The organism is Bacillus sp. cl95, from assembly GCF_900115925.1.
GTDB lineage: Bacteria > Bacillota > Bacilli > Bacillales > Cytobacillaceae > Neobacillus_A.
Genome location: NZ_FOYF01000007.1, coordinates 76,438 through 88,615 on the forward strand (window position 1 = coordinate 76,438; position 12,178 = coordinate 88,615).

13 protein-coding genes are annotated in these 12,178 nt (G+C 40.8%); 11 read left to right on the forward strand and 2 right to left on the reverse strand.

Annotation, left to right across the window (positions count from 1 at the left end; genetic code table 11):
* Window positions 1–20 precede the first annotated feature (20 nt).
* A complete protein-coding gene (locus tag BMZ31_RS17545; protein ID WP_090833240.1) occupies window positions 21–617 on the reverse strand; it encodes a biotin transporter BioY in 597 nt (198 codons plus the stop codon).
* Window positions 618–890: 273 nt separating this feature from the next.
* Between BMZ31_RS17545 and BMZ31_RS17550 the strand changes: the two genes are divergently transcribed.
* From BMZ31_RS17550 to BMZ31_RS17560, 3 genes are all read left to right on the forward strand, one after another.
* Window positions 891–1,565, forward strand: coding sequence for a hypothetical protein (locus BMZ31_RS17550; RefSeq protein WP_090833241.1), 675 nt, complete (start codon window positions 891–893; stop codon window positions 1,563–1,565).
* A gap of 79 nt (window positions 1,566–1,644) precedes the next feature.
* Window positions 1,645–2,643, forward strand: a complete 999-nt coding sequence (locus BMZ31_RS17555) for a GNAT family N-acetyltransferase (RefSeq protein ID WP_090833242.1) — start codon at window positions 1,645–1,647, stop codon at window positions 2,641–2,643.
* A 32-nt stretch (window positions 2,644–2,675) separates the two neighbouring features.
* Window positions 2,676–3,761, forward strand: a complete 1,086-nt coding sequence (locus BMZ31_RS17560) for an AbrB family transcriptional regulator (protein ID WP_254778904.1) — start codon at window positions 2,676–2,678, stop codon at window positions 3,759–3,761.
* A gap of 11 nt (window positions 3,762–3,772) precedes the next feature.
* Here the strand turns inward: BMZ31_RS17560 and BMZ31_RS17565 are convergent, their stop codons facing one another.
* Window positions 3,773–4,111, reverse strand: coding sequence for a hypothetical protein (locus BMZ31_RS17565; RefSeq protein WP_090833243.1), 339 nt, complete (start codon window positions 4,109–4,111; stop codon window positions 3,773–3,775).
* 256 nt (window positions 4,112–4,367) lie between these two features.
* On the opposite strand from BMZ31_RS17565, the gene BMZ31_RS17570 reads away from it, so the two are divergent.
* The 8 genes from BMZ31_RS17570 (at window position 4,368) to hxlB (ending at window position 11,988) form a co-directional block, all read left to right on the forward strand.
* The gene (locus BMZ31_RS17570) at window positions 4,368–5,447 is read left to right on the forward strand and encodes a PspC-like choline-binding domain-containing protein (protein ID WP_090833244.1); all 1,080 of its coding nucleotides are present in this window, start codon (window positions 4,368–4,370) and stop codon (window positions 5,445–5,447) included.
* Window positions 5,448–5,868: 421 nt separating this feature from the next.
* Window positions 5,869–6,633, forward strand: a complete 765-nt coding sequence (locus tag BMZ31_RS17575; protein WP_090833245.1) for a sugar phosphate isomerase/epimerase family protein — start codon at window positions 5,869–5,871, stop codon at window positions 6,631–6,633.
* The gene (locus BMZ31_RS17580; RefSeq protein ID WP_090833246.1) at window positions 6,621–7,580 is read left to right on the forward strand and encodes a sugar kinase; all 960 of its coding nucleotides are present in this window, start codon (window positions 6,621–6,623) and stop codon (window positions 7,578–7,580) included. Before BMZ31_RS17575 ends, BMZ31_RS17580 begins: the two co-directional genes overlap by 13 nt.
* 1 nt (window position 7,581) lies before the next feature.
* Window positions 7,582–8,862 carry an MFS transporter gene (locus BMZ31_RS17585; protein ID WP_090833247.1) on the forward strand — a complete coding sequence of 427 codons (1,281 nt, stop codon included), beginning with the start codon at window positions 7,582–7,584 and terminating at the stop codon, window positions 8,860–8,862.
* Window positions 8,863–8,955: 93 nt separating this feature from the next.
* A complete protein-coding gene (locus BMZ31_RS17590) occupies window positions 8,956–9,597 on the forward strand; it encodes a bifunctional 4-hydroxy-2-oxoglutarate aldolase/2-dehydro-3-deoxy-phosphogluconate aldolase (RefSeq protein WP_090833248.1) in 642 nt (213 codons plus the stop codon).
* Window positions 9,598–9,720: 123 nt separating this feature from the next.
* Window positions 9,721–10,728: a LacI family DNA-binding transcriptional regulator gene (locus BMZ31_RS17595; protein WP_090833249.1), complete on the forward strand. Its 1,008-nt coding sequence runs from the start codon at window positions 9,721–9,723 to the stop codon at window positions 10,726–10,728.
* Between the two features lie 83 nt (window positions 10,729–10,811).
* Window positions 10,812–11,435, forward strand: coding sequence for a 3-hexulose-6-phosphate synthase (gene hxlA / locus BMZ31_RS17600; protein WP_090833250.1), 624 nt, complete (start codon window positions 10,812–10,814; stop codon window positions 11,433–11,435).
* Between the two features lies 1 nt (window position 11,436).
* Window positions 11,437–11,988 (forward strand): 6-phospho-3-hexuloisomerase, encoded by a 552-nt coding sequence (gene hxlB, locus BMZ31_RS17605; protein WP_090833251.1) that lies wholly within the window; start codon window positions 11,437–11,439, stop codon window positions 11,986–11,988.
* Window positions 11,989–12,178 lie beyond the last annotated feature (190 nt).

Genomic DNA, 12,178 nt, shown 5'->3' on the forward strand with positions numbered 1-12,178 from the left:
TTCATAGCCCCTCTTCTGAATTAAGCTGCGTTTTTCAAGTGCTTAAATTGACCTTTTGATAAAACCGTTTTTTCTAGACGATGTGCCATAAGCCCAGCCAAAACTGCTAAAATGATATCCTTTGGCAATGGAACGACCATCCATGACCAGACCATTTTGTAAGTCAAGCCTTCTGGTGCACTTGCCCAGTGCTTAAATGCGAAATACATCCAGTTCGTTCCGAAGAGATAATTGACTGCCATCCCGATTAGAGCCGCAATCACGTAAGCACCAACACCATTTTTCTTTTCAACAATCTTTCCAACCACATATGCTGTAAAAATAAATGAAACAATAAAGCCGAAAGTAGGGCTGAGGACAGAAGTGAAACCTCCGCCGAATTTAGCAAAAACAGGTACACCAACCAATCCAACAAGTGCATAAACAATCATTGCGAGTGAGCCAATCCGGCTGCCAAGCATCGCCCCTGCTAAAATAGCAAAAAAGGTTTGCAGCGTAATCGGAACTCCACCTACCACCATGAAAGGAACAAACGAAGTAATATTCGCCCCAATCGCCATCAAGGCCACAAACATTCCTACCAGTGTTAAATCAATCGTTTTCAACTTCCTGCTCATTCTGTCACTCCTTAGCTATGTATTTATCAAAAGATTAATAGTTAAACCTTTTATTGTCAACTTAGTTTTTATTTTAGTTTACAATAGAGAGGGTTGACCAAGTGGTTCGGGGAAACAGCAAAAACTGAAGACGTATGTCTTCAGCTTTCGTTAGTTTTAAAATTTATTTCTTTGCTTGGTTACTTCACTTAATATTTAAATTAGTTCTGAATTCTAAATAATCTCATATTTATTTCCGATATAAATGGAGAATCCATTTATTGGGGGAATTATATGAGCCAGGCTACTATAGATCTTAAAGGTATAGATAATAAAAAAATAAAATTCTCTATGGAAATAATAGTTTCAATAAAAGAACTTATTAGTGAAGGAAAGTATTATAAAGTACTGATAAATAAGAGTAATAAAGCTGTTGGATTACGTATATTAACAAAAGTATTAATATTGAAGGAATCTTTTCATGAATTATCTACGAGAGCAACTCTTATTTATAACACCCATTTCAGCAGGAAAAAAGACAAAGTATACATAAATTATAGAACAGAGATAGAGCAATTCAATGTTACTAAAAATGGTAGTTTATATACTATCAAGGTGATTGATATAAATTTAGGTTTAGAATATACGGTACCTGCTAAGACATACAGGGAGAAGGTTATTGATAAGCATAGTAATGAGACTAAAAAGACTATAAGTGAGACAGTTAGAGAAGCACAAAGGAGTGTGGAGGCTCGTGAGAAAACACCTATTCAACAATATCCAAAACGTGCTATTGAAGCGAGGGTTTGGACCGCTAAGGACACCGCTTTTAAAAGGTGCGGAAACTGTATAAATCTTATGGGAAGCAATGTATGTCGCAAACATCAAAGGAAAATGTCTGTAGATAATGCTTGTAATCTTTTCTATGCTCCCAGAGTTTATTTAGGTGGAGGAGTATCTCCTAGATAGACTATTTGGTCATGCTCTTATATCACGTGTTATTGCAAATTATTGAGGTACTCGTCTTCTATGAATGGAGGAATTGAGTTTGAAAAACTATAAATTTCAACCGATCACATATAGTGATATCCCAGCAATGGCAAAGCTGTTTCAAGAGAGGCAGCGTCAGGAAAGCTCAGTTTTACAGAATGCATGTTTAAGTAAAAGTTACATTGAAGAAACATTAAAGGCACTTTTTGAAAAAAATAGAATGGTTGGTATCGGCGCTTTTTCCGATGAGGGTTTAGTAGGTTACATGATGGCGAAAGTTGAGTTTAGCGTGGAGATGGGCAGGCATGCATGGGTTCCGTATGAGGGGATGGCAGTGAAAGCAGGCGAATCGGCTGAGCAGATAAGGCATCTCTATGCGGAAGCATCTCAGTTGTGGCTTCAATATGGCTGCTTTAAGCATTTTGCAATGGTTCCGCTTGGTGCACCTGCTTATTATGATGCCTTTCAAAGGCTATGCTTTGCAACGGAACAAGTGCATGGTGTGATGGAGATGGAAAGTTATGCCCCGTTTGACGTTGCTACAGATGTGGTGATAAGAGACTTAAATAAGAATGATAGAGCGAAATTAGGCGAAATGTCTTCGATTATTTTTTCGTATCAAAATGCTTCTCCAACCTATGCAGCGGCATTACCTGAATCCGTGATGCAAATCCAAGAAGGCTACGAAAATATTGTAAACGATGAAGAGGCGACGGTAATCCTGGCTGAAAAAAATGGAGAAGTTGTTGGCTTTCATGCTTATTGGCCACAAGATCCAGGTTTGATGGCCCCTGATAAAGCTGTGGAGTTAAGCGTTGCCGGAACTCTTGCTTCAGAAATGGGAACTGGAGTAGGAAAGGCGTTAATGGATGAAGGTTACAAGATCATGAAAGAAAAGAGCTATCAGTTTATGGTAGCGGATTGGCGTATGGCTAATCTCGCTTCTTCAACGTTTTGGCCAAAATGCGGATTTCAACCCATTGCTTATAGAATGGTAAGGAACATTGATGAGAGGGTTGCATGGGCTAATTTTGAAAATCCTCTTATATGGAAGTAGGTCCGTTATTTTTGATGAAAGGAGTGTGAAAGATGCGCAGAATAAAGATGAATAAAGAGTCTGTCGTGCTTAGATTTATCGTAACAATGGTGATTGCCGCTGTCGGTGGCTTCGTATTCAATGTCCTTCACATCCCCATGCCGTGGTTGCTAGGTCCATTAACCGGTGTCGTGCTTGGGACGAAGTTTTTACCCATTGAATTATATTGGCCTGTTGCCTTAAGGGATATTTCGATGATTATTATTGGATACACGATTGGATTGTCTTTTACAAGAACAGCTCTTACGCAAATTTATGAACAACTACCATCAATTGTTCTCATGACGATTCTGCTTCTCTTGCTTTGTGCATTGATTGCCTTGTTGATTTCGAAAATGTCGGGGATTGATTATCCCACCATTTTGACCGGAAGTATTCCAGGTGGTCTGTCTCAGATGGTCACGCTCGCGGAAGAAATGAAAACCATCGATCTGAGTGTTGTGATGTATCTGCAAATATCACGGGTCATGATGATCATTTTCCTTGTTCCTTTCTTTGTATTCCATCCTTTATTGGGGGCAGATCAGGCTGGTTCCCATACGGAGTTTATTCCATCTGATTTTGGTCATTGGAATGAGTTGTTCCCAAACATTCTTCTTTTTGCAGGAGTTAGCGTCCTTTGCGCCTTTTGGGGTCAAAAAATCAACATGCCCACGGCCTTTTTGGTTGGTCCGATTCTTGGCACGGCCATTTTGAATAACGTCGGAGTGATCGGCCCCATGCTGCCTGCATCAGTTTTGGATCTTTCGCAATTTATGATTGCTGGCTACATTGGAATGATGATGAAATCGGGGAGTTCTCAGGGTAAAGGGAAAATGCTGTTTTTCTCTATTTTTAGTGGCAGTTTGTTGCTGATTGGTTCGTTCGGATTGACCTATATCTTGATGTTGATGCACGGTTATTCCTTTCAAACGAGTTATCTGAGCTTGGCACCTGGCGGAATGGACCAAATGGGCATCATGGCACATGAAGTAGGAGCAGATTTAGCTTTAGTGGTGGGCTATCAACTTTTCAGGCTGTTCTTTATTTTTTTCATCGTCCCACCCTTATTGCAGATGATCTTTAAAAGGCTTTTTTGAACGTCAGAGGGTTAACGAAATACCCCACTTATAAAAATAGATAGACTCATCAACATGAAGAATAGACCACCAAAGATGAAGATCGTTCTTAACAATATCAATAGGCCAATCTGTAAGTTTTCGGAAAAAGCTTTTGGAATGAGGGGCTGAAAGAATATGACCTTGTAGCCGTTTGGATGAATGGACTCAAATACAAGCAAGAATCCTAAGAGGAATACAAACGAAGTCACGGCAAGGAAACTAGGAAATAAGAAGAAAGTGATACCGGAAATAATGGTGATAACGTAGAGTGGGACACGAATACGTAATCGTTCTACCACAGTTTCAATCTTGGTCCACAAAGTTTCCATTATGATCATCTTCCTTTCAGAATATTGTGAGTGACGCGACCGGATGATGGTCGTTTTTTTTATGGAATCTATCAATATATTTTATCATGTCAGAACAAGAATGAGTTTTTGATACATTAGTGAAATTTTTTTGTAACAATTGAAATATAATTGGTAAAAAATGAAACTTTTTCCACTTCACACTCGTTTAATAGATAGATTGTTTTTTATCGGAAAAGATGAAGAATAATATTTTACAAGAAAAAGAGGAGAAGCAATGAAAAAATTCATGAAGTCGATGGTTTTAGCAACAGGATTGGTCATGATGGTATCACCGGTTACATCAGCGTTGGCTAGCACAACCCAAACAGCTACGGTTTCTAAAAGTAAATGGGAGTTAAAGGGCGGCAAGTGGTACTACTATGATCGTACGGGGAAGTTGACCAAAGGTTGGGCAGCGATCAATTACACTTGGTACTATTTTGATTCGGCTGGAGTGATGCAAACAGGCTGGGAACAAGTAAATGGAAAATGGTATTACTTAAATTCTAACGGGAAAATGAAAACGGGCTGGCTTCAAAGTGGTGGCGCTTGGTACTACTTAAAAAGCAGCGGTGAAATGTTTACAGGGTGGTTGCAACAAGGGGATTCTTGGTATTACATGACTCCTAACGGAAAAATGGTAACTGGCTGGGAAAATTTCGACGGTAAATGGTATCACTTTAAGAGCAGTGGGAAAATGTCCACTGGTTGGGTTTATGATAACGGCTGGTATTACCTGAAATCAACAGGGCCCATGGTTACAGGTTGGAAGGACATTTCTGACGGGTATAGTACGGATAGATATTATTTTAATCCTAACGGGAAAATGATGTCAGGATGGCAAGAGATTGACGGGAAAAAATACTACTTCGCTGAAAGAAGTAACTCCTTCGGTGCTATGCAAACTGGATTAACTCTTGAGGGCTATATTCTCGGGAGAGACGGCGCGTTGATGTATCCGGGAAGTGAAATGATCCAAGACGGTGCTAAGAATATCTTTTCTAAGTTGAAATTAGGTCAGACGAGAGACGAAGTTTTAGCTTTATTTGGTGACACATACTCGACTTATCACACAAATTACGTGTGGAATTATACCTTCAAAGTTAATGAAACGGACGGCAGTGTGGAAATAGTGGATTCTAGTTTTTCACACGGAGATCCTTTTGCATTAGGTGAAGGTAGATACGATGTCGACTTAACGATTCATTGGAATGAGGACGAAAAGATTGAAGATATTAGTATCCTTTATTTTGGGTCCGATCATCGTATCAAGTTAATAGATTGGAAATCACTAAGATGGGAGTGGACATACTAGTTTAATTGGGTGCTTGGAACTGTTCCTTTATGGATGGTGCTGAGCACCTTTTTATTTTGAATTTTCAGAAGTCAGCATAAATCTCGCTGAACATAACAAATATCTGAAAAACACCGCATATATCGAAAAAACACAGCAAAAATTCGCGCGAACATAACATAAGTTTGGCGATGTAGGAAGGCGTTTTGAATGGAGCGAATAACACATGAAATTAGCGCAAAAAAGTGGGGTTTCCGGAAAGAGGTCATTAGGTTTTGGGTTTGTTGATCGTATTCTTCCTAGAAGGAAACATTTCCGAAAATAATTTTCAAAATTTTTAATAAAAAAAGGTTGAAAAAGCGCTTTCATGAGTTTATACTACAACTAAATCGATTTACTAAACCGATTTAGTAAAACAAGACATCAAAGGAGGTGATCGTGAATGAGAAAAGTGATAATCCCTTTAAATGCGTTTAACACGAACTCGGTGAAAGAAAACGGGCACGGAGACTTTGTTCCTTTTATTAAAGAAATCGGAGCACAAGGAATTGAAGTTCGTAAAGAATTACTAACACCAAGAGATTACCCACTCGAAAAACTAAAGCAGCACATTCAGGAACATGAGTTGTACACCGTTTTTTCCGCGCCAGTTGAGTTGTGGAGCGAAGATGGAAAACTGAATCATGAGCCACTAAAAGAAATCGTGACAGAGGTTCACCAGTTAGAACCAAACTTGCTCAAACTTCCTCTAGGACACTATCAAAATCAGTCAGACTTGGCTCAAGTGAAAGAATTCATGGAGCAGCTTCCAAAAGGTACAAAACTGATGATTGAAAATGATCAAACACTTCATGGTGGAAATGTTCAGCATCTTAAAGACTTTTTTGAAAACGCTTTAAAACAGGACTTAGATGTTACGATGACGTTTGATGTGGGAAACTGGCTGTTCACAAATGAAAATGTATTTGAGGCTCTCCACAAACTGAAACCATATGTGCAATACGTTCATCTGAAACATGTGGAGGAGCAAGAATCAGGACTGGTCACGTTACCAATGCCGCTCCATGAGAAGAATGAAGTGCTAGAGGCATTTCCTCAGCATTTGCCGATTGCTCTTGAGTTTCCACTAGAACGGGATGATACAGCGAAGAGATACGTTGACTACTTTAGCAAGGAAGAGCAGGAGGCTGTGACATGGAGCAATTAGATGTAGTAACTTTTGGTGAAGCGATGGCGATGTTCATTGCCGACGTGCCAGGGAGATTGCATGAAGTTTCCCATTACACGAAAGCGTTGGCGGGAGCTGAAACGAATACGGCGATTGGCTTCGCTCGTCTTGGCTTGAAAAGTGGATGGGCTAGCAAAGTGGGCGCAGATTCGTTCGGAAAGTTCATCATCGCTCACCTGCAAAAAGAAAATGTGAACATTGAACAGGTTTTAACGGATGGGCATTATCCGACAGGATTTCAATTGAAATCAAAGGTGTTTGAAGGCGATCCAGAAGTAGAGTATTTCCGCAAAGGCTCAGCAGCTAGCCACATGAGTGTTGTAGATTTCAACGAAGAATACTTCTTGTCAGCTAGGCACTTACACATGACGGGGATTCCACTAGGGATTTCTGAACATACCAGAGCATTCGCCCAACATGCATTAAACTTCATGAAGAAGGCTGGAAAATCGGTTTCTTTTGATCCGAACTTAAGACCGACGTTGTGGAAATCACGCGATGAAATGATTGCGGTTACAAACCAGGGAGCTTTCCAGGCAGATACGGTTTTGCCGGGCATACATGAAGGAGAAATTTTAACGGGTTATCAGAAACCTGAGGACATTGCGAAGTTTTACCTTGAGCAAGGCGTGAAGCAGGTTATCGTCAAATTAGGCGGAGACGGAGCTTACTATCAGACACAAACAGGGCAAGGCACAGTTAAGGGCTACCATGTGGAAGAAATTGTTGATACAGTAGGGGCAGGAGACGGATTTGCAGTGGGTGTTGTCAGTGGATTGTTAGAGGGATTGTCCATCGAAGATGCCGTCAGAAGAGGGAATGCTATTGGGGCACTTGCCATTCAGTCACAGGGTGACAGCGATGGTTATCCGACTCGTGATAGATTGGTAGAATACATGAACCATCAATTAAATGAGGTGAAATAATATGCAAAAAACACTTGCAAAGAAGCGTTGGTATTATATTATTCCGATCGTTTTCATTACTTATAGCCTTGCGTATCTTGACCGTGCCAACTACGGTTTCGGTGCTGCGGGCGGTATGGCAGCAGATTTAGATATTACAGCAGGCATGTCGTCATTATTAGGTTCATTGTTTTTCTTAGGTTATTTCTTTTTCCAAATTCCAGGTGCTCATTATGCGGAAAATAACAGTGCAAAGAAGCTGATTTTCTGGTCATTGATTTTGTGGGGCGCACTTGCGACTGCAACGGGTCTTGTCAGCGATGTAAAATGGCTCATTGTGATTCGCTTTATGCTTGGAGTTGTAGAAAGTGCTGTAATGCCTTCTATGCTTGTTTTCTTAAGCCACTGGTTCACGAAAGCAGAGCGTTCTCGTGCGAACACTTTCTTGATTTTAGGTAACCCTGCAACCGTATTATGGATGTCCATTTTATCAGGATATCTAGTTAATTCAGTTGGTTGGAGATGGATGTTCATTCTTGAAGGACTACCAGCTGTCATCTGGGCATTCTTATGGTGGAAGCTAGTAAACGATGATCCGAAAGAAGCAACATGGTTATCAAGTAAGGAAAAGGCTGATTTAAAGGAAGAATTAGAAAAAGAACAACAAGGCCTCAAGCCGGTTAAGAATTACGCAGAAGCGTTTAAGTCTAGAACGGTTATTTTACTAGCTTTACAGTATGCACTATGGAGCATTGGTGTCTATGGATTTGTGATGTGGCTACCATCGATCATTAAAGCGGCGCCAAATATGGATATTGTCACTACAGGATGGTTAGCATCTGTACCTTACGTTTTAGCGATTATCGGTATGTTAAGCGCATCTTATTTTTCAGATAAAACATTGAACCGCACTGCGTTTGTATGGCCGTTTCTATTGGTTGGAGCAGTGGCGTTCTACGCTTCCTATTTGGTCGGTACAAGTAATTTCTGGTTATCATTTGCGTTGTTAGTTATTGCAGGTGGTGCGATGTATGCACCATACGGTCCGTTCTTTGCGATCATCCCGGAAATTCTGCCTCGTAATGTTGCAGGTGGTGCGATGGCATTGATCAACAGTATGGGAGCACTAGGTTCATTTGCGGGATCTTATGTTGTTGGATATTTAAATGGAACTACAGGTGGATTTGGAGCTTCGTACATTTTCATGGCAGGATCATTATTACTGTCAGCGATTCTGACACTTGTTGCAGTAAAAGGCAGCAAACCAGCTAATAATCTACCGTTAAATAAAAAAAGCGCTTAAGGAACCAGGGAAGGGTTCATTAAGCGGCAAGAAAAATATGCGACTATCATTATATCATTTTTTTACATGAAAAAGTAGGGAGCGATTGAGGCTATGGGTATCGAGGAGATAAAGAAAAGGCGGATCGTGGCAGTAATCAGGCATGCTAAGCTAGATACAATCATTCCGATTGCCCATGCATTATACGCGGGTGGAGTGTCCGCGCTTGAAATTACGATGGAGACTCCAAGGGCAATACATGTAATAGAAGCATTACGTACTGAATTCACAAATGACGTGTTGGTTGGTGCTGGAACCGTTCTAGATGGCGAAACAGCAAGGGCAGCCATCATGTCGGGAGCACAGTTCGTTTTTTCGCCAACAGTGAATAAAGAAACAATCAAGATGACGAAAAGATATGGTGTCATCAGTGTTCCAGGTGCGATGACTCCGACTGAAATTTTAAGAGCTTATGAAGCAGGCGCTGATTTGATTAAGGTATTTCCAGCTCATGTGCTCGGACCTGCTTATTTCAAAGCAGTGGCAGGACCGATTCCGCATGTGCCGTTAATGCCTACCGGCGGAATTGACGTCGACAATATTGCTGATTACTTTAAAGCAGGAGCTGTGGCTGCGGGAGTAGGAAGTACTTTGGTGGATGCCAGTCGAGAGATTTCGGCGGATTACCTCTTGAATTTGACAGATAAGGCACGTCTTTTTATGGAAAAAGTACAGTTTTCCAAACAATATAGCTAATAATGGGTCCTCTAAACTTCAGGCGGTTTAGAGGCCTTTCTATCATCCCGTTAAACATCTAGATAAATCTGTTCATCATCGGTAAAATAGAAAGTAATTAATGAAGCAAGAGGAAGAGCGCCTATGAAAAGAACAACAATGGCTGACGTAGCCCATGAAGCAGGAGTTTCAAAAAGTACTGTCTCCCAATATTTGAACAAACGCTATGAATATATGGGGGAAGATACAAAAGAGAAGGTCAAGGCTGCAATAGAGAAATTAGGATATCAGCCTAATTCCATCGCCAGAAGCTTGAAGCAAAAGCGGACGTCACTGATTGGAATCATCGTCGGGAATATCATGCACGGCATTTCGACAGAAGTGAGCCGAGCCATTGAGGATTATTGCCATGAACGTGGGATGCATGCGATTGTTTGCAATGCCTATGACGATGCTGATAAAGAAAAGAACTATATTGAGATGTTACGTGCAAGGCAAGTAGACGGCTTAATTATTTTCCCGACTGGCGAAAATGTTGAGATGTATAAGCAAATGGAGAAAGAAAACTTTCCCGTCGTGTTTGTTGACCGAAAAGTGGACGATGTTCAAGTAAGTACGATTGTCGTAGATAATAGAGACGCCACTTTTAGTGCAGTTGAGCACTTAATCGCCAATGGTCACAAGGAAATCGCGATGGTCACGCCGCCTTTAACCATTTATCCACGTATTGAACGTGTGAAAGGATATCAAGATGCGCTAAAGGCTCATAACCTTTCTTTTTCTGAAAAAAATTTGATCTCGACTAAAATTGCTAACATTGTTGATGAGTTAGAAGTTCTTTTTGCAAAAAGTAACCCTCCTACTGCATTAGTAGCTGGGAATGATTTATCGTTTCTGGAAGTCATGAAGTTTATTAAGAAAAGTAAAATTCGTGTAGGCGAAGATTTAGCGGTAGTAGTGTTTGATAACATTTCTTTCGCTAATATATTGACTCCAACTATAACGACTATCGCGCAGCCTGCCTATGAAATGGGCGTTAAAGCGGCTGAATTGATGTATAAGCACATTAAGAAAGATAGCTTTGAACCTGAGCTTTATACGTTAAAAACAGAATTGATCATTCGTGAATCATCTGAAGGGACTTTCTCATAAGGAGGGGGGGACTTGAAGATGTTTTTGCGGGTGAAGTATGTATTTTTACTAAACCGATTTAGTAGAGTGGGAGGTTCGTTTATATGAAAATACAGCTCGCGTTGGATCGTATAAATATTGAAGAAGCGATTTCTCTTACGAAAAAAGTAGAAGATTACGTGGACTGGATCGAGGTCGGAACATCGTTAATCAAGGAGTTTGGCATGCGAAGTGTGGCCGCCTTGAAGGAAGCATTTCCTGACAAAACAATTGTTGCTGACATGAAAACGATCGATAACGCCGTTTATGAATGCAAAATTACCTTCGATGCCGGGGCAGATGTTGTAACAGTGATGGGCGTTTCTCCACTGGTTACGATAGAGACTTGTTTAGTTGAGGCTGAAAAAAGAAATAAACGCATCATGATTGATTTGTTGAACACTGATGTTGCGTCGCTTCCTCGTGACATTGCTGAAAAGGCAGTGCTTTGTCTGCATACGAGTAAGGATCAGCAGGAATTAAGCGGTAGTGGTTTTTCTGGGTTAGCAGTGAAAGATGTTGGTCATTTAGAACTGGCTATAGCTGGCGGGATTACATTAGAGAATATTGATGAGATTGCTAAGTTGAATCCGGCGGTTGTCATTATCGGTTCTGCGATAACAAAGGCAGCAATACCGGCTGCTGCGGCGAATCAGTTTATGAGTCTACTTGGGAAAGGAGCGGTTTAAGATGGAACGAAATATGAATGCCATTTTGGAAGAGTTAAGTGGAGTTTTGGAACAGGTGGATTATGAATCGATTCATGAAGTGACAGATCAACTTTTAAAAGCGAAAAGGATATTTGTTAGTGGAGAAGGTCGCTCAGGCTTGATGGCCAAAGCATTTGCGATGAGACTCATGCATTTGGGTGCTAACTCATTTGTCGTGGGCGAAACGACTACACCTTCACTGGAAACCGGAGACACAGTCGTATTGATTTCGGGTTCTGGGAAAACAAAGAGTGTCGTTTGGACGGCTGAAGTGGCACGAGGCTTAGGGTGTGAGGTCATCGCTTTGACGACGAATCTTGAATCACCGTTGGCATTGGAATCCGGTTCGGTAGTTCACGTACCAGCTGCGACTAAATATCGACGTGAAAATGAAAAGGCAAGTGTACAGCCACTTGGATCGTTGTTTGACCAAAGTATCCATATGATTTTGGATTACGTGTGCTTGGAGTATGCGCAGAAACAGAAGCTCGAGCACGAAGCAGTATTTCAGAAACATAGTAATTTAGAATAGTTTAGCGAGGGAGGTGCTTGTGTGGCACCTTCTTTTTGTTTGGGGACTTTCAGAAGTCAGCATATAATTCGCTGAACATAACAAATATCTGAAAAACACCGCAAATATCGAAAAAACACCGCATAAATCCGCGCGAACATAACATAATTTCAGCGACGTAAGATGGCACTTTGAATTAAGCGAATAACAC